This is a genomic window from Candidatus Dechloromonas phosphoritropha, assembly GCA_016722705.1.
GTDB classification, from domain to species: domain Bacteria; phylum Pseudomonadota; class Gammaproteobacteria; order Burkholderiales; family Rhodocyclaceae; genus Azonexus; species Azonexus phosphoritrophus.
Window position 1 is genome coordinate 311,993 of sequence record JADKGN010000005.1, and the last position, 22,156, is coordinate 334,148.

At 59.4% G+C, this 22,156-nt stretch carries 18 protein-coding genes and 1 pseudogene; 11 read left to right on the plus strand and 8 right to left on the minus strand.

All coding sequences use genetic code 11. From position 1 onward, the window contains the following. Window positions 1-64: 64 nt before the first annotated feature. The 3 genes from IPP03_21115 to IPP03_21125 are packed head-to-tail and all read right to left on the minus strand — an operon-like array spanning window position 65 to window position 2,951. The gene (locus IPP03_21115) at window positions 65-1,495 is read right to left on the minus strand and encodes an iron-sulfur cluster-binding protein (GenBank protein MBL0355009.1); all 1,431 of its coding nucleotides are present in this window, start codon (window positions 1,493-1,495) and stop codon (window positions 65-67) included. Continuing rightward, on the minus strand, window positions 1,492-2,160 hold the full coding sequence (locus IPP03_21120) for a lactate utilization protein (GenBank protein ID MBL0355010.1): 669 nt from the start codon (window positions 2,158-2,160) through the stop codon (window positions 1,492-1,494). Before IPP03_21120 ends, IPP03_21115 begins: the two co-directional genes overlap by 4 nt. Continuing rightward, window positions 2,157-2,951, minus strand: coding sequence for a (Fe-S)-binding protein (locus tag IPP03_21125; protein ID MBL0355011.1), 795 nt, complete (start codon window positions 2,949-2,951; stop codon window positions 2,157-2,159). The genes IPP03_21120 and IPP03_21125 overlap by 4 nt, the downstream gene beginning before the upstream one ends. 164 nt (window positions 2,952-3,115) lie before the next feature. Between IPP03_21125 and IPP03_21130 the strand changes: the two genes are divergently transcribed. The 6 genes from IPP03_21130 to IPP03_21155 all read left to right on the plus strand — a co-directional run bounded on the left by IPP03_21130 (window position 3,116) and on the right by IPP03_21155 (window position 13,380). Continuing rightward, window positions 3,116-3,901, plus strand: coding sequence for a GntR family transcriptional regulator (locus IPP03_21130; GenBank protein ID MBL0355012.1), 786 nt, complete (start codon window positions 3,116-3,118; stop codon window positions 3,899-3,901). 24 nt (window positions 3,902-3,925) lie between these two features. Further along, window positions 3,926-6,301 (plus strand): phosphoenolpyruvate synthase, encoded by a 2,376-nt coding sequence (gene ppsA, locus IPP03_21135; protein ID MBL0355013.1) that lies wholly within the window; start codon window positions 3,926-3,928, stop codon window positions 6,299-6,301. 359 nt (window positions 6,302-6,660) lie between these two features. Then, window positions 6,661-7,749 carry an AraC family transcriptional regulator gene (locus tag IPP03_21140; GenBank protein MBL0355014.1) on the plus strand — a complete coding sequence of 363 codons (1,089 nt, stop codon included), beginning with the start codon at window positions 6,661-6,663 and terminating at the stop codon, window positions 7,747-7,749. A 328-nt stretch (window positions 7,750-8,077) separates the two neighbouring features. Then, complete coding sequence (locus tag IPP03_21145) at window positions 8,078-9,496, plus strand: DUF1254 domain-containing protein (protein MBL0355015.1); 1,419 nt, start codon at window positions 8,078-8,080, stop codon at window positions 9,494-9,496. Continuing rightward, window positions 9,496-11,028 carry a DUF1254 domain-containing protein gene (locus IPP03_21150; GenBank protein ID MBL0355016.1) on the plus strand — a complete coding sequence of 511 codons (1,533 nt, stop codon included), beginning with the start codon at window positions 9,496-9,498 and terminating at the stop codon, window positions 11,026-11,028. The genes IPP03_21145 and IPP03_21150 overlap by 1 nt, the downstream gene beginning before the upstream one ends. Before the next feature lie 576 nt (window positions 11,029-11,604). After that, window positions 11,605-13,380, plus strand: a complete 1,776-nt coding sequence (locus tag IPP03_21155) for a cation:proton antiporter (GenBank protein MBL0355017.1) — start codon at window positions 11,605-11,607, stop codon at window positions 13,378-13,380. A 116-nt stretch (window positions 13,381-13,496) separates the two neighbouring features. Here the strand turns inward: IPP03_21155 and IPP03_21160 are convergent, their stop codons facing one another. After that, window positions 13,497-14,663, minus strand: a complete 1,167-nt coding sequence (locus IPP03_21160) for an IS256 family transposase (GenBank protein MBL0355018.1) — start codon at window positions 14,661-14,663, stop codon at window positions 13,497-13,499. On the opposite strand from IPP03_21160, the gene IPP03_21165 reads away from it, so the two are divergent. The 5 genes and pseudogenes from IPP03_21165 (at window position 14,643) to IPP03_21185 (ending at window position 19,300) form a co-directional block, all read left to right on the plus strand. Then, window positions 14,643-14,990, plus strand: a complete 348-nt coding sequence (locus IPP03_21165; protein ID MBL0355019.1) for a hypothetical protein — start codon at window positions 14,643-14,645, stop codon at window positions 14,988-14,990. The two genes, IPP03_21160 and IPP03_21165, sit on opposite strands and share 21 nt — an antisense overlap. Then, window positions 14,987-15,655: a class I SAM-dependent methyltransferase gene (locus IPP03_21170; GenBank protein MBL0355020.1), complete on the plus strand. Its 669-nt coding sequence runs from the start codon at window positions 14,987-14,989 to the stop codon at window positions 15,653-15,655. The genes IPP03_21165 and IPP03_21170 overlap by 4 nt, the downstream gene beginning before the upstream one ends. A 413-nt stretch (window positions 15,656-16,068) precedes the next feature. Then, window positions 16,069-17,322 carry a tyrosine-type recombinase/integrase gene (locus tag IPP03_21175; GenBank protein ID MBL0355021.1) on the plus strand — a complete coding sequence of 418 codons (1,254 nt, stop codon included), beginning with the start codon at window positions 16,069-16,071 and terminating at the stop codon, window positions 17,320-17,322. After that, window positions 17,319-18,294, plus strand: a pseudogene (locus IPP03_21180) (tyrosine-type recombinase/integrase). The gene IPP03_21175 and the pseudogene IPP03_21180 overlap by 4 nt, the downstream one beginning before the upstream one ends. Continuing rightward, the gene (locus IPP03_21185) at window positions 18,287-19,300 is read left to right on the plus strand and encodes a site-specific integrase (GenBank protein ID MBL0355022.1); all 1,014 of its coding nucleotides are present in this window, start codon (window positions 18,287-18,289) and stop codon (window positions 19,298-19,300) included. Before IPP03_21180 ends, IPP03_21185 begins: the two are co-directional and overlap by 8 nt. A 307-nt stretch (window positions 19,301-19,607) precedes the next feature. Here the strand turns inward: IPP03_21185 and IPP03_21190 are convergent, their stop codons facing one another. The 4 genes from IPP03_21190 to IPP03_21205 form a co-directional block, all read right to left on the minus strand. Beyond that, the gene (locus tag IPP03_21190; GenBank protein MBL0355023.1) at window positions 19,608-19,844 is read right to left on the minus strand and encodes a toxin-antitoxin system HicB family antitoxin; all 237 of its coding nucleotides are present in this window, start codon (window positions 19,842-19,844) and stop codon (window positions 19,608-19,610) included. 361 nt (window positions 19,845-20,205) lie between these two features. Then, window positions 20,206-20,595, minus strand: a complete 390-nt coding sequence (locus IPP03_21195; protein ID MBL0355024.1) for a hemerythrin domain-containing protein — start codon at window positions 20,593-20,595, stop codon at window positions 20,206-20,208. Window positions 20,596-20,613: 18 nt separating this feature from the next. Then, window positions 20,614-21,435: a ferredoxin--NADP reductase gene (locus IPP03_21200; GenBank protein ID MBL0355025.1), complete on the minus strand. Its 822-nt coding sequence runs from the start codon at window positions 21,433-21,435 to the stop codon at window positions 20,614-20,616. Window positions 21,436-21,600: 165 nt separating this feature from the next. Continuing rightward, complete coding sequence (locus IPP03_21205; GenBank protein ID MBL0355026.1) at window positions 21,601-22,086, minus strand: hypothetical protein; 486 nt, start codon at window positions 22,084-22,086, stop codon at window positions 21,601-21,603. Window positions 22,087-22,156 lie beyond the last annotated feature (70 nt).

A 22,156-nucleotide genomic window follows, 5' to 3' on the forward strand; every position in this document is an offset into this window, starting at 1 on the left:
ATCGAATTGGCGCGGCTTTCCTCCACCAATGCGGAGTCTGTGGCCCGGGCCGCCGGACAGCGCATCACCTGCGTTCCCGCAACATGTCTCGCAAGCGCTTCGACGCCGGCTTCAGCGGTACCCGTACTGATGTCCATGCTCCCTGTTTCGATGGCATCAGCCAGGCAAAGCGGCTCCCCAGCCAGGTCGCGAGCCCATACAGCGACGGTGAGCGATAAACCATCGCCCATCCACGCCAGACGGAGGTCATCAGCCGGCTATACCCCGCCCCCTGGCCACGCATGGCCGGGTTGGCATGCGGTTCGCTGAATGACTCTTCGCGCAGGCGCATCAGCAGGTCGGGAATCGGAATCTTCACCGGGCAAACCTCGCCGCAGGCGCCGCACAGCGACGAAGCGGTGGCCATATTTTTGGTGGCTTCCAGCCCGAGCAGGTGCGGTGAGATGATCTGGCCAATCGGTCCGGGGTAGGTGGTGCCGTAGGCGTGGCCGCCGATACGGGTGTAGACCGGGCAGTGGTTCATGCAGGCGCCACAGCGAATGCACTGCAGGGTCTTGCGCAATTGTTCGTCGGCGTAGGCCTGGCTGCGGCCGTTGTCGAGCAGCACCAGGTGCACTTCTCCCGGGCCGTCCTTTTCGTGGGGCTTACGCGGGCCGGAGATCATGTTGAAGTAGGTCGAGATGTTCTGGCCGGTGGCCGAGCGGGTCAGCAGCGAGAGCAGCGGCGGCACGTGTTCGAGCTTTTCGACGATTTTCTCGATGCCGGTGATCGCAATATGCACCGGCGGCACGGTAGTGCTCATCCGGCCGTTGCCTTCGTTCTCGACCAGACACAGCGTGCCGGTTTCGGCGACGGCGAAATTGACGCCGGAGAGGCCGATGTCGGCAACGAGGAATTTCTCGCGCAGCACTTTGCGGCCGATCTGGATCAGTTCGTCTACATTGTCGGTGTAATCGACGCCCGGCACCTTCTCGTGAAAGAGCTTGGCGATCTCTTCCTTGGTCTTGTGGATGGCCGGCATGATGATGTGTGAGGGCTTTTCGCCGGCCAGCTGGACGATGTATTCGCCCATGTCCGATTCCAGCGCACCGATGCCGGCCGCTTCGGCGGCGTGGTTCAGTTCGACTTCCTCGCTGACCATCGACTTGCCCTTGATCATCAGCTTCGCCGTGTGTTTTTGACAAATGCCGAGGATGATGGTGTTGGCTTCGTCCGGTGTTTCGGCCCAATGCACCCGGATGCCGTTGCGCGTCAGGTTTTCTTCCAGTTGCACCAGGAGTTCCGGCAACTTGCCGAGGTTGTACTGGCGAATATGCTCGCCCAGCGTGCGCAGGCTTTCCAGTTCTTCCGCATCGGGGAACTGGCTGATGCGCTTGTCGATCAGGAAATCCATCGCGCCGCGGAAGCTCTGGCGCAGGAAGGGGTTGTCGACAACCTCTTTGGCCCGGGCGCGGAAGCCTTCGGAGGGCATAAAATTCATTGCGTGTTCGCTCATGCCGCTTCTCCCATCAGCAAAATGACCAGTTCCTTCGGGCCATGCGCACCATAGGCCAGCGTGACCTGGATGTCCGCCGTCTTGGAGGGGCCGGAAATCAGCAGGGCGTTGGTCGGCAGGCCATCCTTCCAGTTTTCGCTTTGCATCGCCTCGTAGAAGGTGTTGTAGATTTTGCCGGCATCGAGCAGCACGATATGCACCGGTGGCACCAGTGACATCAGGCGCGGCTCATCGGCGTCCGGCCACAGCACCAGCGTGCCGGTTTCGGCGATCGCGGCGCGGGCCGTGGTCAGGCTGGCCGGGGTGTGGTGGAACATTTCATCCTTCCACGCCTCGATGGCCTGATCGTAGCCCTTGCAGGCGATGCCGCTTGCTGACAGCACGCTCATCGCCTGCTGGCCGTGGTCGGCGCCGGGCGCAACCAGCAACTCGGTCAGTCCCTTGGTGTGCAGGATTTCATTCAGATTTTTTACCCAGTTTTCCGCGTTGACCGCAACAACCTCGGCGTGGGCGAGTTCAATCAGGCGGCGAAAGCGGGCGGCCTTTTCACTGCTGGTTTCAACCAGGCGATGGCCGGCAAACCAGCCGGCGACATCGGGTGCAGGGCGGTTCTCGGCCGGTGCGCCGGCCTTTAGTTTGGCGAGAATGCGATCACGGGCGCTCATTTGTTGCTCCTCCCTTCTGTCCGCCGCAGCAGGAAGCTGGCGATGTGTTCGCCAGGCAGGCTGGGCTGCGTGCGGCCTTCCTGTTCATCTTTCCACGCCGCATGCCCGAGGATGTTCATCAGGCAACCGCAGTCGGCGCTGACGACGCGCTCGGCGCCGGTCGCCTTGAGCGCCTTGACCTTATCCCCGACCATGGCACCGGAAATCTCCGGCTGCTTGATCGAGAAGGTGCCGCCAAAACCGCAGCACTCCGACTCATGATCCTGTTGCGCGACAATGACTTTTTTCAGGTCGCCGAGCAGCTTGCGTCCGGTCAGATGGACACCCATTTCGCGGCGCGCCGAGCAGGAGGTGTGCAGCACCACAGTGCAGTCGCTGCCCTTGTCTTCCGGCTGCCAGCCGAGAACATTAACCAGAAAATCGGTGAATTCGTAAATGCGTGCCGACAATTTCTCGGCCTGCACCTTGCGCGCCAAGTCGTCGGCGAACAGGGTCGGGTAATGGTGTTTCATCATCCCGGCGCAGGAGCCGGACGGCACGACTACCGGCCAGTCGTTCGGGAACAGGGTCAGCTGGTGCGCCGCCACCTTGCGCGCTTCGTCGGGAAATCCGCTGGTATGGGCGGGTTGACCGCAACAGGTCTGTTCTTGAGGGAAATGCACGCGGATTCCTTCGCGCTCGAGGAGGGCGATGGCGTCCATGCCGGCACCGGGGAAGAACTGGTCGATCACGCAGGTGGCGAAGAAATAAACGTCGCCTGGCCGACGCGGTGGGTTTCCTTGTTCGCTCATCGTGCCTCCGTTGGTAAATTGGTAAGACCAATAACTTCCGTGTCAGGAATGAACAATACATCGGTTGTTTGGTAAATGATATAGGGGTTTTTCCGGAGCTTGCGCTTGACCGGCTTGCTGACTAAAATGACGTGGTCTTACCAATTGAAGTGCCGAATTCATCCATGCCGCAAACCAAGGTGCAGGTTCCGCGTATTTCCGATGCCGTCGCCGCGTCGCTCGAGCGCCGCATTCTGGAAGGCTCGCTCAAGCCCGGCGATCGTCTGCCGCCGGAGCGTGAACTGGCAACTGAATTCGGCGTCTCGCGCCCGTCGTTGCGTGAAGCCATCCGGAAACTTGCCTCCAAGGGACTGGTGCAGAGCCGCCAGGGTGGCGGTACGTATCTGACCGATCGTCTCGAGTCAAGTTTCTTCGATCCCTGGCAGAACATGCTGGGGGAGCATCCCAATCTACGCGAGGACATGCTCGAATTCCGCCGCATGCTCGAAGGGCAGGCTGCCGAATGGGCCGCCGAACGGGCGACAGAGGCTGACCAGACGCGCCTCGACCAGGCTTTCACAGCCCTCAACGATGCCTTCCTCGCCAATGATCTGGATAGCCGTTCGCGCGCCGACATCGCTTTTCATCAGACCATCGGCGAGGCCTCGCACAATGTGTTGGTCGGCCATCTCTCGGCGACCCTGCTGCGCCTGATGCACGACAACATCCGTCTGAATCTGGGCGAGTTGCGGAGCGTTCCCGCCGCCGGCTCGTTGCTGATGCGCCAGCACGAAGCGATGCACGCGGCGATCCGCGAGCGCAAGCCGGTTGCCGCCCGCGCCGCCGCCGAAACCCACATCGATTTCGTCCGCGAAACGCTGGCCCAGTCGCTGCGCTCGGCCGCGCGGCGCGAAACGGCCGCCCGGCGTCTGCACACCGAATTTTCACCTTCCGATTCACATTTTTCCTGACTGGATATTCTGAAAGGAATCCGCATGAACCACCTGGTTATCCCCTTTGAAGAACTGCGCATGACTGACGTCGAACAGGTCGGCGGCAAGAACTCGTCGCTCGGCGAGATGATCAGCCAGTTGGCTGACTCCGGCGTGCGCGTGCCGGGCGGCTTCGCCACCACGGCGCTGGCTTACCGCGACTTTCTGGCGCAGAGCGGCCTCGACGCCAGGATCAATGCCGCGCTCGACGCCCTCGATGTCGATGACGTCAATGTGCTCGCCGCCTGCGGTGCGCGGATTCGTCGCTGGATCATGGAAACACCGTTCCCGACCGAGTTGACCGTGGCCATCACCGAACAGTACCAGCGCCTGGTCGCCGGTTCGGCTGCCGACATGTCGTTCGCCGTGCGTTCCTCGGCCACCGCCGAGGACCTGCCCGATGCCTCCTTCGCCGGCCAGCAGGAAACCTTCCTCAACATCGTTGGGCTCGAAAACATTCTGCACGCGATCAAGGAAGTGTTCGCCTCGCTGTACAACGACCGTGCCATCTCCTACCGCGTGCACAAGGGCTTCGTCCATGCCGACGTCGCGCTTTCGGCCGGTGTCCAGCGCATGGTGCGCTCCGACAAGGGTGCCGCCGGCGTGATGTTCACGCTCGATACCGAATCCGGGTTCCGCGATGCCGTCTTCGTCACCTCAAGCTATGGGCTGGGCGAAACGGTAGTGCAGGGCGCCGTCAATCCGGACGAGTTCTACGTGCACAAGCCGATGCTGGCTGCCGGCAAGAAGGCTGTCGTGCGCCGCAACCTTGGCTCCAAGATGATCAAGATGACCTTCGCTGCCGAAAAGGCTGCCGGCCGCTCGGTGGTCACCGCGGAAGTTCCGGAAACCCTGCGCCACAAGTTTTCGATCAACGACGATGAAGTCCTGGAACTGGCCCGCTACGCGATGATCATCGAGCAGCATTACGGCCGCCCGATGGACATCGAGTGGGGCAAGGACGGTGTCGACGGCAAGCTCTACATCCTTCAGGCGCGCCCGGAAACCGTGCAGTCGCAGTCCGGCGCCGGCAGGATCGAAAAGTTCAGGCTCAAGCAGTTCTCCAAGGTGCTGGCCTCCGGCCGCGCCATCGGCCAGAAGATCGGCATCGGCCCGGTGCGCATCGTCAGCGATCCCAAGCAGATGGATCAGGTCAGGCCGGGCGACGTGCTGGTGGCCGACATGACCGACCCCAACTGGGAGCCGGTCATGAAGCGCGCCGCCGCCATCGTCACCAACCGGGGAGGGCGGACCTGCCACGCGGCGATCATCGCCCGCGAGCTCGGAATTCCGGCGATCGTCGGTTGCGGCGATGCGACTCATACGCTGACCGAGGGCGAGGAGGTCACCGCTTCGTGCACCGAGGGCGATACCGGCCACGTCTATCGCGGCCGTCTCGATTTCGAAATCTCCTCCCGCGACATCTCCGCCATGCCCGAGGTGCCGGTGAAGATCATGATGAATGTCGGCAACCCGGAACTCGCCTTCGAATTCGCCCAGTTGCCGAACGCCGGCGTCGGCCTCGCCCGCGTCGAGTTCATCATCAACAACGTCATCGGCATCCACCCCAAGGCCATTCTTGACGTCGAGCGCCTGCCGGCCTCGAAGCGCGAGGAAATCAAGCGCCGCGCCCGTGGCTATGCCTCGCCGAAGGAGTTCTTCGTCGAGAAGCTGGTCGAGGGGGTCGCCACCATCGCCGCCGCCTTCTGGCCGAACCCGGTCATCGTCCGCCTCTCTGACTTCAAGTCCAACGAATACCGCAAGCTGCTCGGCGGCGAACTCTACGAGCCGGAAGAAGAAAACCCGATGCTCGGATTCCGTGGCGCCTCGCGCTACATCGCGAACACCTTCGAGGACTGCTTCGAGATGGAATGCCGGGCCATGAAGAAGGTCCGCGGCGAGATGGGGCTGACCAACGTGCAACTGATGGTGCCGTTCGTGCGCACTGTTGGCGAGGGCCAGGCTGTCGTCGACCTGTTGGCTGAACACGGTCTGAAGCAGGGCGAGAACGACCTCAAGCTGATCATGATGTGCGAAATCCCCTCGAACTCGCTGCTCGCCGACGATTTCCTGAAGATCTTCGACGGCTTCTCGATCGGTTCCAACGACCTCACCCAGCTCACCCTCGGCCTCGATCGCGACTCCGGCCTCGTCGCCAATCTTTTCGACGAACGCGACCCGGCGGTCAAAATGCTGCTGGCGATGGCCATTTCGTCCGCCAACAAGGCCGGCAAGTACATAGGCATCTGCGGCCAGGGTCCGTCCGACCATCCCGACCTCGCCGAATGGCTGATGGATCAGGGCATCGACAGCATCTCGCTGAACCCGGATACGGTGGTCGATACCTGGATGCGTCTGGCGACCCACAAGAAGGGCTGATTGTTGCGGTCGACTGCAGAAAACAGGCAAAAATGAATAGGCCGGGGAAACCCGGCCTATTCTATTCAAGGTGGATATTGGGTGTCTCAGGTCGACCCATAGCACTCAATCACGGGAGTCTGCAATCAGGAAACAGGATTCTCGAACTGAGCGGCAGCAATGTAAATGGACCAGACCTTTGTCATGCCAAGGTATTGACGCGTAGCGCATGATGTACGACAAGTCATCGGCGATGCCTGTCAGAAATAATCGCTGCGCCGTGGGACTAACCACCTAGCCCAAATGCGACATGAATGATTGTTCACCAAGCAAAATCATATTGCTGAATAATTTGCCACATTCGAATGTCGGGAAAATCCATGATTTTTGAACCAATGCACGCTCGATCAACAGCATTTTTCGGCAACGTGCAAACAGGTTGCCTCCGCGTTCAGCCGATCATGCACATTGCCCAAACGATCAGCGAATTGGGTGGCGACCCGCATCAGGTGTTTGCCGCCGTCGGAGTCAGTGCGGACTTGTTCGCTCATCCTGACAATGTGATTTCGTTTGAGATGATGGGAAATTTGTTCAAACAAAGCGTAGAGGCAACCGGATGCCAGCACTTCGGCTTGCAATTGGGGGCCGGCGCCACTGCCAATCCACTGGGTTTGCTTGGCGAAGTCATAGGCCAGTGCGTTGATGTCGGAACGGCGATTGCCTATTTGCAGCAAAACTTTCATCTGCATGATCGTGGTGCATTGGCGACCCGCACAATCGAAGGTCCGATGGCATCACTTGGGTACGTCGTGTTTGACGGCAGTATCCCCGCTATCGATCAAATCAGCGATGCTGTGATAGGGATCGGCGTGGGAATAATGCGTGCGTTGTGCGGCCCGGAATGGCGACCGACATCAATCAAGTTGCCGCATCGTCGACCGGACAATGTGCGCCCGTACCAGAAATATTTCGGTTTTATCCCCGAGTTTGATGCAGAACGTGTAGCCCTGTATTTCCCGACCCTGGACTTCAAACGGAAAATTGCTGGTGCCGACCCCGAGAAATTTGCCGTACTAAAAGAAGACCTGAAGACTATCGCCAGCCTGAATGATTTGAGTTTCGTCGATCAGGTGCAGCGAGTTGTCTATGGGCTCGTGGCGCTACGCCGGTGTTCGCTCGACGAGGTTTGCGCCCAGTTTTCGATGAACAAGCGGCGCGCAAATCGACTGCTTGAACGCGAGGGAACGACCTACCATCGAATTATGCAGGACGCCCTGCGTATTCATGCTGAAAGGTTGATTGTCAATACGGACATGAATTTTGGAAAAATCGCTGCGGCACTTAACTATGCCGATGCCAGCGTATTTTCGCGTGCCTTTCGTGGCTGGCATGGCTGCTCGCCCAAGGTGTGGCGGGCAGAGAACTCTCAGCCCGCCGCCATTGTGTCGCGTTCTGCAAAGAAATTATAAGCAGATTACCCCACAATGCTTTCCAGGCCAGCTTGATCAGAAAGCCATCTCAATTCCTGGAAGGTCATCACATGAATGCACGGCATTGTTCATCAGCATTGATTACATCAATGGGTGTTCTTTGCGCTGTCTTGGTTGTACCTGCGCATTACGGCCCGCTGGAGCCGTGGATCAGCAAAAACTAGCGTCCCAGAGAGGTCGAGTCGGTCAAATAGCTTACTGTTGCAGTACCTTTTGGAGCCTGGCCTTACGTGTCTGAAGACAATGAAGACCAGGTCAACAAGCGTTCGATACGGCACAAACAAGTCATAAATCAGGAGTCATCAATATGAAAACATTCCTTCACACCAGCTTCAAACTGGCGATGGCTAGCGTGCTTGCGCTGACTTTGTTGCCGGCCGGGGCTGCCAGTACGACTGCTGCACCCGCTGTCACTCCCGCCGAAGCCCGCGCCATCGCCAAGGAAGCCTACATCTACGGCTACCCGCTGGTGGACAACTACCGGGTCCAGTACGCCTACTACGTGAACAAGAGCAATCCCAATTTCAAAGCGCCCTGGAACCAGATCACGAACATCAACAACGTCTTCACGCCAGCCGATACGGCGGTGCAGACGCCCAATTCGGACACGCCCTATTCCTGGATAGGCCTGGACCTGCGCGCCGAGCCGATCGTGCTTTCCGTGCCGGCGATCGACAAGAAGCGCTACTACGACGTGCAGATGTGGGACGCCTACACCTACATCATCGGCTACGCGGGTTCGAGAACCACGGGCAACGAGGCCGGCAATTTCATGATCGCCGGTCCGGGCTGGAAGGGCGAGACGCCCAAGGGCATCAAGAAGGTGTACGTGTCCGATACCGACTTCGGCGTGGTCGTGTTTCGCACGCAATTGTTCGATGCGGCCGACATCGACAACGTCAGGAAGATCCAGGCCCAATACAAGTCGCAGCCGCTGTCGGCTTTCTTGGGCACAAAGCCACCACCGGTCGCACCGGCCGTGAACTTCATCAAGCCGTTGACCAAGGAAGAGCAGAAGACTTCACTGGAGTTCTTTAACATCATGAACTTCGTGCTGGGCTACAGCCCGACGGTGCCGAGCGAGGTGGCCCTCAGGGAACGCTTCGCCAAGATCGGCATCGAGGGTGGCAAGACCTTCGACCCCGCCAAGCTCTCACCTGAAATCAAGGCCGCCATCGAGCAAGGCCGCGCCGACGCCTGGCAGGCCTTTGCCGGTGGAGTGAAGCAGATGGAGGAAGGCAAGCTCACCTCCGGTGATGTCTTTGGCAGCCGCGAATTCCTGAAGGACAACTACTTGAACCGCTGGCTCGGCACCATCGGCATCTACGGCAACGCCAAAGAAGAGGCGATGTATCCGATTTACCGCGTGGACAGCGAAGGCAAACCACTCAGTGGTGCCAATCGCTACACGCTGCGCTTTGCCCCCGGCCAGTACCCGCCCGTTCACGCCTTCTGGTCGCTGACGATGTACGACTTGCCGCAAAGCCTGCTGGTGGCCAATCCGATCAACCGCTACCTCATCAACTCACCGATGCTGCCGCAGATGAAGAAGGATGCCGACGGCGGGCTCACCCTCTACATCCAGAGTCAATCGCCCGGCAAGGACAAGGAGTCCAACTGGCTGCCCGCGCCGAAAGGGCCGTTTGCCACCTACATGCGCCTGTACTGGCCGAAACAAGCCGCACTGGACGGCTCGTGGACGCAGCCCAAGTTGATCAAGGAGTAATGCCGATGAAATCCTCCCCGTACACCATCATCAGCCTGGCAAGCGCTGTCTTTGCCGGCCTGTTGATTGCTACAAGCGCATGGGCGCAGACGAGCCCGAAGATGAAGATGACGACCCCGATGCCGGAGTCGATCACCACGCCCGCCCAGATCGAATCCCGCCTCGGCACCCTCGATTTTCCGCAGGGCTACCCGACCGACAGCACGGCGGAGAAGCTCTACGAGCACCTGAACTTCATGCACGGCGTGGAGGCGTTTCTCTACGCCTTGCCGGGTGCGTCGGTGCACGCGGCGGGCCGAGGCATCAAGAGCCAGGGCGGAGACAACCACACGGTTCTGATCTTCGAGCAACTGATGGACTCGAAGTCCCTGTTTCTCACCGCCAACACCGAGAGCATCTACAACGCGATGTGGCTGGACCTGAAGGACGGCCCGCTGGTGATCGAATCGCCCCCCGATATCCTGGGCATCGTCAACGACCACTGGTTCCGCTACGTCGGTGACATCGGCAACGCCGGCCCGGACAAGGGCAAGGGCGGCAAGTTCCTGCTGCTGCCGCCGGGCTACGAGGGCGAGGTGCCGAAGGGCTACTTCGTGATGCGCTCCCCCACCTACCAGAACCTGTATTTCTGGCGCGGATTCATCAAGGACGGCAGCACCGCGACCGCGGTCGAGAACACCAGGAAGTTCGCCAAGGTCTACCGGCTGGCCGATGCCAAGAATCCGCCGCCGATGAAGTTCATCGATGTGTCCGGCAAGTTCTTCAATACCATCGGCGGCAACGACTTCAGCTTCTTCGAAGACATCAACGAGATCGTCCAGGCCGAGCCGAACAAAGCCTACAGCCCGGAAATCCTCGGCATGCTCGCCGCCATCGGCATCGAGAAGGGCAAGTCCTTCAATCCGGACGAAAAACTCAAGAAGACGCTCGCCGAAGCCGTGGCCGTGGGCAATGCCACCGCGCGCACCATCGCCTTCAAGCCGCGGATGAAGGACGCCTACCTCCATCCCGGCAGTTCATGGTTTTTCACCTTTGTGGGCGGCAGCTACCAGTTCCTCTCGCAACCGGGCGTGCGCAATCTGGAGGCACGCGTGCTGTTCCACTACAACTACACCGGGATCACCCCGGCGATGGCCTTCGAAATGGTGGGCATCGGCTCGCAGTACGTCATGGCGACCGCCGACGCCAAGGGCAGGCCGTTGGAAGGTGCCAAGACCTACAAGATTCGGCTGCCACCGAACATCCCGGCCAAGGACTTCTGGTCCTTCGTCGCCTATGACAACCAGAGCCGCTCCATGCTGCAGACCGACCAGCAGTTCCCGAGCATCGGAAGCAAAGACAAAGACATCGCCATCAACGCCGATGGTTCAGTGGATGTTTGGTTCGGCCCGACGGCCCCCAAGGGGCATGAAAACAATTGGGTCCAGACCGTTCCCGGCAGGGGCTGGAGTGTGCTGCTGCGCCTGTATGGGCCCGAGAAGAGTTGGTTCGACAAGACCTGGAAGCCGGGTGAGTTCGAATTGCAACAGTAACAAGATTCGAAATAGCCGGCTCGGCGGGGTCATAATCGACCTCGCCATCGGTCAGCCCCAGTAATAGCAAGAGGAAGTCTTTATCTATGGCCTGCCGCTGGTGATGAACTACGCGATTATGAACGGATATACGCTGTTCGCCACGCTCGTGATTCCGCTCGGTTCGGGCAAGTGAAGTCCAGACCAAATGATGGCCCGCGCATTACAGATGGCGGCTATTAGAGCGTAGTGTGCATTCATGATCGGCTGTTAACTGGAAGCTAAATTGGGGGAGGCTACTTCCGCTTCTGGCCGGGAGGGTCAGTTCGCCTTGTTTCCCGTAAAGCGACGCCTACAAAATTAGTTGGGTGGCCCAACGGCAGCTTTCTGGCGCCATCTCCCAAAGGCAGTTGCCGGATACAAAGGTGATCTGGGATCGCTTGAACACAACCCACGTGAAGTCAGGCATGAACCAAAATCGGGCTATGCAACGCTCAAAAATGCCGAGTTTTAAGGTGCTTTTTGGGGAATCTGAGAATCTTTTGCGGGTCGTCGGTACTCTGATCCAGAGTCGGCGCAGTCAGACACGAGGAAGCGATGAACCAGTCCTGGATGCAAGAAGCGGTAATTTTTCTGGCAGCGGCAGTCATTGCTGTTCCCTTATTCACGCGGCTCGGTCTGGGCACCGTGGTTGGCTACCTGACTGCCGGCATGCTTATTGGCCCGTGGCTGTTGGGCCTGGTCGGCGATGTCGACAGAATCCTGCATGTCGCCGAACTCGGCGTTGTGCTTCTGTTGTTTGTTATCGGCCTCGAACTGCAACCCTCGCGCCTCTGGGCGATGCGCCGCCCGGTGTTCGGCCTGGGTGGTGCGCAGCTTCTCGTTACCGGCTTGACCCTTGGCGGTATTGCTCTGTTATTTGGATTACCTCCAGTGGCGGCGTTTATCGTCGGGCTTTCGATGTCGCTATCCTCTACCGCATTGGCGCTGAAAATTCTCGCCGAGCGGAAGCAACTCACAAGCCAGCACGGCCGAGCATCATTCGCAATCCTGCTGTTTCAGGATCTCGCCGCGATTCCCCTGCTGGCGGTTTTCCCACTGCTGGACGGGAGTATGAGTCAAGGCTGGGATTGGTTTGGCGCCGCCAAGGTTGTGGCCATGGTATGCACCGTTATCATCGCTGGGCACTGGCTGCTTCGTCCATATCTGCGTCTCGCCGCCACTGCCAATAGCCACGAGGTATTTGTCGCCGCCACGCTGCTCGTCGTGGTGGGTATGGCGCTGTTCATGCAGCAGGCAGGCCTGTCCATGGCGCTGGGATCCTTTCTCGCCGGCGTCCTGCTTGCGGATTCGGAGTACCGACACGAACTCGAGGCCGATATCGAACCGTTCAAGGGGCTGCTGCTCGGCCTGTTCTTCATTGCGGTCGGCATGTCGGTCGACTTGCGCCTGGTGGCGCAGCAGCCGCTCACGATCTTCGGTTTGACCGTTGGGCTGATGGCTGTCAAGGCGCTGATCCTCTATTCGCTCGCGCGGCTCAACCGATATAGCCACGGCTCCGCGGTGAATCTTGCCTTGTACATCTCTCAGGGTGGCGAGTTCGCGTTCGTTCTGTTCGGGGTTGCCGCGGGATCGGACATCCTCAATAAAACGCTGGCGGATACGTTGGTCGTCGTGGTCTCGCTATCCATGGTGGTCACCCCACTGCTCGTGAGCATTAACGAAAAATGGCTCAAGATCGGCCACGATGGGGTTGCCGAGCCGCGACCGTTCGACCAGATCGAGCCACGCGAGCACCGCGTGATAATCGCCGGCTTTGGCCGTTTCGGTCAGATGATCGGCCGTACGCTTCGCATAAAGAGCATCCCTTTTACCGCGCTTGAGGCAAGCTTCGAGCAGGTCGATTTCGTACGCAAATTCGGCAACAAGATCCACTTCGGGGATGCTTCCCGGCTCGATCTGCTGCGCGCGGCCCGTGCCGACCTCGCCGAGATTTTCGTGCTCGCCATCGACGATATCGATGCCTCGGTCAAGACCGCCGCGATGGTCAGAAAGCACTATCCGCACCTCAAGATTTACGCCCGCGCCCGCAACCGCGTGCATGCCTACCGGCTAATGGACATCGGCGTGGATAAACTGATTCGCGAAACACTGCTGTCGAGCCTCGAACTGGCGCGTGACATCTTGGTGGAGCTGGGCTATTCGCCGGCAGATGTGCTGGAAACCGTGCGGTTGTTTCGCCAGCATGATGAAAATTTGCTCGCCCGGCAGCACAAGATTCATGAGGATGAGGCGCAACTCATTGCGGCCTCGAAGGCGGGAGCCGAAGAACTGGAGCGGCTCTTTGGAGAGGATCGGCGTTTTGGCCAATAGCGTGAGTGGGAATCTTCTGCTACACCGCTGCCATTGCCTCGACGGCCATTATTCCGAGCAGCGGCAGTGCAACTTTTTTTCTGTAAAAGTTCTCAGGCGATTCCATCGGGATGGGCTCAGTCTTTGAGGTTGAGATAGATTTTCCCGGTCATCCACTCCTCATCGCATTCGGCGAGGAGCGCTGAGACGAGGCGGAGGCAGGAAGCGGTGTTGGGGAAGATGGAAGCCACCCGGGTACGGCGTTTGATCTCGCGGTTAATGCGTTCGAGGCCGTTGGTCGTGCGCAACCGGACGCGTTGGGCCACTGGCCAATTAAAGACAGCGAAGCCCTCTGGCAGATTTTCCTCGCCCCACTGGGCAAGTTTGGGCGCCTCGGTCCGCCAGCCCTCGATCGCCTGACGCAAGAGGCGCTCCGCTTCGCTTTTATCCGGCGCATTGAAGATCGCCCGAATCCGCTGCGCCACGGGTTTGCGCTGATCGAGACGTGTGACATACGACTGCGCGTTCTGTTGCAGGTGGAACTGGCAACGTTGCCAGGGTACGCTGGGCAAGGTGGCGCGGCGTGCCGCATTGAGACCGGCATGCGCATCGGCGATGATCATCTTGACGCCCTTGAGTCCTCGCCGCACCAGGCTATCCAGGAAAGCCCGCCAATGCACCTCTGCCTCGGACAAGGCAACAGAAACCCCGAGCACCCGGCGATGCCCGGTCTGCGTGATGCCGACTGCCACCAGCACGGCACAATCGACCAGTTGCCCGCCTTCGCGCACCCGCTCGTAACGGGCATCGAGAAAGACATAAGGCGTTTCATCGAGCGGCCGCTCACGCCAGGCAGCTAACCCGGCATCCAGTTGTTCGGCGGCACGACTCACCTGCGTCGAAGAAATCGACACCTCTGGCCCAAGCAAGGCTTGCAGGACGGTGATCACCTTGCGGGTGGAAACCCCCTGTACATACATTTCGGCCAAGGCGATATTGAGCGCCTGCTCGGTCCGTGACCCTTTCTCCAGGGCGCTGGGATAGAAGCCACCGCCGCGCACCTGAGGGACGTCAAAGGTCAGTTCGCCGACCCGGGTCATCATCGTTTTGGGCTTGAAGCCGTTGGCGTAATCGGTGCGTTCGGCAGTACGTTCATGGGGTTGGGCATTGAGAAAATAGTTGCGCTCGATCCGGCTCGCCTCATTGACCAGGATACGCAGCGCTTCGCCGGCGCCATCCAGACCGTTGTTCAGCAGCGCCGCAAAAGCGGCATCCAGAGGGTGATGTTCTACGCGTTGTGCCATGCTGTCGATTCTTTCGTGGGAATGGGTAAGAATGCCCCGAAGAAATCGCCTGCGGGAGTAGCCGGTCAATGTTTCGCCGCGCGGCTGTGCCGTCCTCTGCGCTTCGGGCGCTACGCGCCCTCATCGCTCCGGCCAGCACAGCCACGCAAAACCAACAGGAAAAGAATTTACAGAACGGATGTTGCACTAACCGAGCAGCCGGTAGGAGATAACAAGAAGGCATTCGCTTACGCCAATGGCAAGCATTTGGATTTGTTCCGCTATCTTGCCGGAGAAGCGGAAATCGTCATATTTGGATCTCACCAGATAATCAAAGGAAAGCAATGACGCCACTGCTTGAGGACTTTGGGCTCATCACCGCGAATACGCTCGAACACTACAACGTGCGCGCCGCCGAGTTCTGGGAAGGCACGCGCGACCACGATGTGAAGCAGAACATCGAGGCGCTGCTGCGGCACATGCGCGGGGCGCCACCACTGCGCATACTCGATTTCGGGTGCGGCCCCGGGCGTGATCTGACGGCACTTCGCGCATTGGGGCACGAGCCGGTTGGTCTCGACGGCTCCCCGGCGCTCGCGACCATGGCGCGCAAGCACAGCGGCTGCGAAGTGTGGGAACAGAATTTCCTCACGCTGAAGCTTCCCGCCCGCCACTTCGACGGCATCTTCGCCAATGCCTCACTCTTCCATGTGCCACGCCAAGAGCTTCCACGCGTGTTGAGCGAGTTGCGTGCGTCCCTCCGACCCGATGGTGTTCTATTCACCTCGAATCCTCGTGGGAATAACGAAGAGGGCTGGAATCGCGGTCGGTTTGGTGTCTATCACGACCTCCAATCATGGCGGGCGTATCTCGAGACGGCAGCATTCCAGGAACTGGAGCACTACTATCGCCCCCCCGGGCTGCCGCTTGTGCAACAACCTTGGCTTGCCAGCGTATGGCGGAAGCGATCCGATGGACTCCAACATTTCGCTCCAGCGGACCGTCCAAGTTGAAGGTTAACCTACCGGTCGAATTGGGCACGTAGTTGCTGTGGAGAAATCATCAAAGCTGCCGTTCGGCACGGTTTTCCTGCCTATGACCGGTAAGCGACCCCATATCGGCCATCCGCCATATGCGGAGATAATGGCGGCAGTGGCCGAGAAGCACGAATAGGTCATCCGGCGGCTTTCAGAGCGGAATGGCCATCCGAGTGACCGGATTTGTTGACGGCTAACAGGCCGCTTCTGGCCGCTATGTAAACCTTTACATAGCGGCCACTATGCACAGTTTGAAACTATGCACAGTTGGCATCGATAGAAAGTCACCGAGACAGTCGTGGCCTGGCTCTCTGGGAAGTGGCGCGGTAAAGAGCTGGACATAGTTTTTGTCACAGAGTGCAGTGGTGGCTCCACTTCAGGAGACCACCATGGGAAACACCCAATCATCACGATTCAACCGTATCGACTGGCTTGTCGAGGGCCCTTTCGCGCCTCAAATTGATGCGTACAAGCAGTACCTGACTGAGCGTGGGTACGCGGCGAACACGTTCAGCAGTTGCATGCGCAGCATTGCCCACTTCGCCCAATGGACGCGTAGCCGACGTTTGCAGGTCCGGCGCATTGACGAACCAGTCGTTGCCGAATTCCTTGACAGGCATCTTCCTGAATGCCGATGCACCGGTCCGATTTGTAGTGATCGTCGCAGTCTGAGCGCCGCGCTGGGACATCTTCTCGTCGTGCTGCGTGCTCGCGGCGCCGTTGCGCAACCAACGGTGAAGTCGACGCCGGTAGATGAGGAACTGGTGCGCTACAATACGTACATGGATCACGTGCGCGGCCTGGCACCCAAGACCCGGAGCATCGCCTTACGCATCGTAGGCAGGTTGCTGGTCTCCCGCTTCGGCGACGGTGCCATCGACATTGCCGCGATCAAGCCCGACCATGTTCGTCGGTTCTTCGCACAACAAGCCAAGCTTTACAGCAAGCCGGCAACGGCCGGCACGGTGGTGTCGGCATTGCACGGGTACTTCCGCTACCGCACATCGCTTGGCAATGAAGTGCATGGACTGATCGGCGTGCTTTCGTTTCCCGCCAACTGGCAGCTATCCTCGTTACCCAAGACCCTGACGGCCGAGGAAGTCGAGCAGTTAATCGGCGCGCTTGGTCAGTCCGGTCGCTCAATGCGGCGCGCTGAGGCCATTGTGCACTGTGCGCTCGATCTTGGACTACGTAGCGGCGAGGTTGCGCGAATCGGCCTCGATGATATCGACTGGCGCGCCGGAACGATCACGCTGCGACATACCAAGGGGCGCCGCGAGGACGTGCTGCCACTGCCTGTGGCCACTGGTAAAGCCATCGCAGCCTACCTGCAGCACGAACGGCCCAAGACCAGCAACCGCGCCGTCTTCGTGCGCCATGTGGCACCACGCGATGTACCCGTTGGCCCCGATCTTGTTCGCAAAACGATCCGCCAAGCCTTCGCGCGCGCAGGGCTTCCCTATACGCGCCCTCACCTGCTGCGCCATACGATGGCCAATCGACTCCTGGCCGGAGGATCTTCCCTCAAGGAGGTGGCAGACGTCCTACACCACCGTTCTCTGAACACCACCATGATCTACGCCAAACTCGACAGTCGAAAGCTCATTGAGGTTGCACTCCCATGGCCAGGGAGCACGTCATGAGTACGGTCTCACTGCACAGGCGTGTTGAGGGCTATTTGGTCGAGCGTCACCGCCTGGGTTTCTCTGACCACACTCAGGCATACGCCCTACGCAGCTTCGCGAAACATGTTCTGGCAGTCCGCTATCGTGGGCCACTGACCGTAGATGTCATGACCGACTGGGCACGGCACGACAGTCACGGAAGCACAGATCCACTTACTTGGGCGCGCCGACTGAAGCTGCTGCGTACCTTTCTGCGTTGGCTACAGCAATTTGAACCGCACACTGAGGTGCCTGACGACGCCATCTTCGGACCGCTGCCGGAACGACTGGCGCCGCATATCTATAGCGAGCAGGAGATCGTCGATCTGCTGGCTGCCGCCCGGCGTCTTGGGCCTGCGCAGGGATTGCGGTGCGTCGTGTATGAAACGCTGTTTGGTCTGATTGCCAGTACCGGAATGCGAATCTCCGAAGTCCTGGCACTGCGTAACGAAGACATCAACCTCAAGTACAGCATGCTCACTATCCACCAAGCAAAGTTCGGCAAGTCGCGGCAAGTAGCACTACACCCCAGCACTGTGGTCGCATTGCGCCGCTATCTTTGGATGCGCAATCTGGTGGGAAACTTTGAACAGGGCGAGGCTCCGCTCTTTATTGCTACTCGGGGCCAACGACTCGGACTACCTATGGATAGTCATCAGGTGCATCGCGTATTCGCCAACTTGCGTGAGCAATTGGGTTGGCGCAACCGGGGAGCGCATCACGCTCCTCGCATCCACGATTTGAGGCACACCTTCGTCGTGCGCCGCATCTTGCTGTGGATGGCGCAAGGAGTGGACATCGGATCAGGCGATGCTGTCGTTATCGACGTACGTCGGCCATGCGCATGTAACCAACACCTACTGGTATCTCTCGGCAGTGCCGGAGTTGATGGCGCTCGCCGCAGGACGATTCGAGTCCTACATGCATCAGAGGGAGGTGCCCGATGCGTAAAGCCATTGCACCGAGGCCGCCATCGTTTGCCTCTCTGGTTCAGCAGTTCTTCACCGAGTATCTGGTCACACAACGTGCAGTCAGTCCGCGTACGGTGGCCTGCTATCGCGATGCGCTCATGCTGTTCCTGGACTTCTCCAGTCAGCGTTTGAAGAGGGCGGCGACGAGCCTGAAACTCAATGACATTCAGCCGGATCTAATCCTGGCGTTTCTGGATCATCTGGAACGCGAGCGACATAACGCCGTGCGTAGCCGGAATCTTCGACTGACGGCTCTACGGGCGTTTCTGAAATTCGCCGGCCGACGTGACGTGGCTTCGCTGCACGTGGTCGAGCGAGCGCTTGCAGTTCCGATGAAGCGGTTCGAGCGCCCCATGCTCGGCTTCCTCACGCGCGAGGAGATGCTCGCAGTCTTGGGGCAACCCGGGGAAACCTGGACCTCTCAGCGCGACCATCTGCTCTTGGCCATGCTCTACAACACCGGCGCCCGGGTCTCCGAGATCATTGGCGTACGTGTTACGGACGTCGTCCTTGACGGTGGCGCATGCGTGCATCTGCACGGTAAGGGGCGCAAACAGCGATCGGTTCCTCTCTGGCATACCACGGTCACAGAGGTTCGTGCCTGGCTTCGACTAAACCCGGCGTTACGTGGTGAGGAACCCTTGCTGCCGAACCGCGAAGGACATGCGATGTCGCGATCAAATGTTGTTCAGCGCCTTGAGCTTGCCGTCGCGCGCGCCACCAATCAAGCGCCGAGCATCGTGAAGAAGCGCATTTCGCCGCACATAATTCGGCATACGACAGCCATGCATCTGTTGCAATCAGGGGTTCCGTTCAATGTGATCGCGCTGTGGCTGGGGCACGAAAGCACCACTACAACACACCGTAATGTCGAGGCCGACCTGGCGATGAAGGAGAAAGCACTCGCGAGGTTGGAGGCGCCTGACACGATGATCCGTCGTTTCAAGGCGCCTGACCTACTCATGCGATTCCTCCAGACGCTGTAACTATGTGCACCAGCGCCGGCTTCAACAGCGGCCAGCGTTGCGAATCCCGAGGCAACTGTGCATAGTTTCAAACTGTGCATAGTGGCCGATAGTACGCGCTGGACGGAACCACCAATAGCGTTAATGGGGGCGTTAATGGGACAAACCACGCTATTGTATTCGCAAGTTCCGGATGAGCCATCGTCGTCGCCGAACGCCTGCCGGCCTCCAAGCGCGACGAAACCAAGCGCCTGCCTATGGCTAAGCTCCAGAAATAAAGATGCTCAGAGACATTTCTGTTTCGTAGCTGGCGGTCAGCAACGGAAGTTCACTTTCGGTTGAACTCCTCCGGTTCGCCATCTGGTACGGTGACGAGTGCTGCCCGGAACATTTCCGCCGAGGCACGCTCTCCGCATTCCTTGAGATAGCTTTCGGCGGTCAATGCCGACACCTTTTTGGCGACGGCCGAGGCGATGAACTGGTTCATCGAGACATGATCTTCGGCGGCAATCGTTTTCGCGATCTGATGTAGGGAATCGGGAAGACGGATGCTGATGGTGCTCATGTCGGGTTCTCCAGTTGATTGAGAAATTCGCGGGGTGTCAGCACGTTGACCGCAAATCTTTTGGCGCGTTTGAAGTTGGCAAGGCTCCAGGTGATGATGCTGGCGACCCACAAAAAAGCTGATTGCTGCGGTCGACCGCGGGAAACAGGCAAAAATGAATAGGCCGTGGCAACCCGGCCTGACTAATTTCATCGGCATATTCAGGGTCTTGATTCGACGCATTTCTGCCTGATGCCAAATGGCGGTGAACTGGCCGCACACTGATCGTTAAGCCGCCCTTCACGGTAATCTACAACGCGTTGGGTCTTCGGCGTTATCGAAAGCTTTGCCTAAGGCCGACGAGTGGCTGCCCGCTGCGCGATCAACTTGCAGCCATTTGATGTTGCGCCGCCTCGAACAGCTCGCGTTCCTCGAAGCGGACATGCGCCGCGAGGAGATCGGCGAAGCGCAATAGCGTGACCGCATCGGGATCAGACAGCAGCATGGTAAGGCGTCGCAGTTCCGCATGCTCGCTCAGGGTGCGCTCGACGAGTTCATTTTCGCCAGCCCGCGCCAGAGCCACCAGGATGCCTTGTTCCTCAACGCGAAAGTGCGGATCGAGTTCGGTGGCGAAGACGCGGACTACGCGTTGCGCGAACGCTGTCATTGCATCCATCTCTCCGGACTCGGCGGCTTGTCGGGCGGCACGCGCGAGTTTCAGCGCACTGTAATGTTCGCGGGAGAGATCCTGAAGTTGTGGGTGGCGTTTCATCGGGGTGGCATGCTCCAATTACCAGTAATTCTCGAAGGCCATCTGACCGCGCAAGCCGCGACGGTTAGTGGCGAAGCCGCGCGATCCCAGCCATTGTCTAAGTTCGCGCGCCAGATCCGGGTTGCCGCACACCATCACGCGTGAAGACGCGACGTCAATCGGTGTGGCAGCCTCCTGCTGTAATCGGCCATCGGCGAGCAGCAGCGGGATGCGGTCCGTCAGTGCGTTGGCGCCCGGTTCGCGAGTGACCACCGGGATGTAGTGCAGTGTCGCCTTCGCCTCCGCAAACAATGCCTGGTTGGGTAGGGCGATGATTTCATTGCGCCAGGCGAGCTCGGCTGACTGGCGTACGCTGTGCACCATGATCAGGCGTTGGTAGTCCTGCCAGACCGCAGGATCGCGCAATATCGACGCGAAAGGGCCGATCCCCGACCCGCTGGCCAGCAGCCACAGATCTTTGCCCGGCGCGAGTTGATTGGCAGTGAGGAAGCCGTAGCTGGCCTTGTCGACGCGCAGCGTGTCGCCGACGTGCAATTTCTGCAATTCTTCCGAGAACGCGCCACCCGGCACCAGCACCGCGATGAATTCGAGGAAATCTTCGTAAGTCGCTGACGCCATAGAGTAGGGCCGCCAGACAATGGTGTCGGTAGCGCCGAGTCCGAGGCGCGTGTAGTGCCCCGGCGTGAAGCGGAAAGAGCGATAGCGCGTGGTGCGAAAGCTCAGCAGCGTCGGTGTCCAGTAACGGACCGAGAGTACGCGTTCGCTCGTCCATTTCCCTTCCCGTTCGGCGTCGGCCGATTGTTTGAAGATTTCCAGACCCGGTTCAACGATGGTGCCCATCAGTCGCTCCTTGAGTTTGCCGCTTGCCGCGCAGGACGCTGGCCAGCAGCGTGGCAATGTAGTACCGCAGTGTGCGAAGGCATCAACCAGCCCGCCTTCGCGGTGCAGAAAGATTCGCCGCCGAGGAGGCCGAGAACGCGCACCGCCAGCACGGCATGCCCGATCTCAATGCTTGATCGGCTTCCAACTCGGGTCATCAAAATAGGTCCCGTAGTTTTCCAGCGCGCCTATCACTCTCACCGCGCCGTCCTGGCGCTTCAGCTTCTTAACCTTGCCCTCCATCGCCTCAACGCCTTCGAGTATCTCGGCTATGATCAGGTGCAGTTGCGCGTCGGCCTTAGGCTCAAGTTTGCAGTTGCTCACCATGTAGCCGACCTCGCCGTTGACCTTTTTGGCCAGGGCGCCGTACTTGGTGACGGACAGCTTGCCTTCGTGAATCGCGTGCAGCGATCCTTCCATGGCGTTGCGGATATTGGTCATCGCCTTGCGCAAGGGCTCGTCGGACGCCCATTTCTTGCCTTCGTCGAGCGATAGTTTGACCGGAGCTCCCGCGTGGTCGTGGCTATGGCCGCTCGCTTCGGCGGCAAACGCAGAGGTAGTGGAAAGGCAGAAAGAAAAAGCGGCAAGAGACAGAAGCTTCGTGAGGCGCACTACTGTAGACATAAGTCCTCCAGGTAGGGTTCCGCCCTTTAGTGGGGCGCTTGCAGCATGCATGCCAACG

Excerpts from the sequence above, each read along its gene's own strand:
- IPP03_21170 (MBL0355020.1), top strand. The coding sequence starts at position 14,987 with ATGACGCCACTGCTTGAGGACTTTGGGCTCATCACCGCGAATACGCTC.
- IPP03_21125 (MBL0355011.1), bottom strand. The coding sequence starts at position 2,951 with ATGAGCGAACAAGGAAACCCACCGCGTCGGCCAGGCGACGTTTATTTC.
- IPP03_21185 (MBL0355022.1), top strand. The coding sequence starts at position 18,287 with ATGCGTAAAGCCATTGCACCGAGGCCGCCATCGTTTGCCTCTCTGGTT.
- IPP03_21130 (MBL0355012.1), top strand. The coding sequence starts at position 3,116 with ATGCCGCAAACCAAGGTGCAGGTTCCGCGTATTTCCGATGCCGTCGCC.
- ppsA (MBL0355013.1), top strand. The coding sequence starts at position 3,926 with ATGAACCACCTGGTTATCCCCTTTGAAGAACTGCGCATGACTGACGTC.
- IPP03_21150 (MBL0355016.1), top strand. The coding sequence starts at position 9,496 with ATGCCGATGAAATCCTCCCCGTACACCATCATCAGCCTGGCAAGCGCT.
- IPP03_21155 (MBL0355017.1), top strand. The coding sequence starts at position 11,605 with ATGAACCAGTCCTGGATGCAAGAAGCGGTAATTTTTCTGGCAGCGGCA.
- IPP03_21175 (MBL0355021.1), top strand. The coding sequence starts at position 16,069 with ATGGGAAACACCCAATCATCACGATTCAACCGTATCGACTGGCTTGTC.
- IPP03_21200 (MBL0355025.1), bottom strand. The coding sequence starts at position 21,435 with ATGGGCACCATCGTTGAACCGGGTCTGGAAATCTTCAAACAATCGGCC.
- IPP03_21165 (MBL0355019.1), top strand. The coding sequence starts at position 14,643 with ATGTTCTACGCGTTGTGCCATGCTGTCGATTCTTTCGTGGGAATGGGT.
- IPP03_21140 (MBL0355014.1), top strand. The coding sequence starts at position 6,661 with ATGATTTTTGAACCAATGCACGCTCGATCAACAGCATTTTTCGGCAAC.
- IPP03_21120 (MBL0355010.1), bottom strand. The coding sequence starts at position 2,160 with ATGAGCGCCCGTGATCGCATTCTCGCCAAACTAAAGGCCGGCGCACCG.
- IPP03_21160 (MBL0355018.1), bottom strand. The coding sequence starts at position 14,663 with ATGGCACAACGCGTAGAACATCACCCTCTGGATGCCGCTTTTGCGGCG.
- IPP03_21145 (MBL0355015.1), top strand. The coding sequence starts at position 8,078 with ATGAAAACATTCCTTCACACCAGCTTCAAACTGGCGATGGCTAGCGTG.
- IPP03_21115 (MBL0355009.1), bottom strand. The coding sequence starts at position 1,495 with ATGAGCGAACACGCAATGAATTTTATGCCCTCCGAAGGCTTCCGCGCC.
- IPP03_21195 (MBL0355024.1), bottom strand. The coding sequence starts at position 20,595 with ATGAAACGCCACCCACAACTTCAGGATCTCTCCCGCGAACATTACAGT.
- IPP03_21190 (MBL0355023.1), bottom strand. The coding sequence starts at position 19,844 with ATGAGCACCATCAGCATCCGTCTTCCCGATTCCCTACATCAGATCGCG.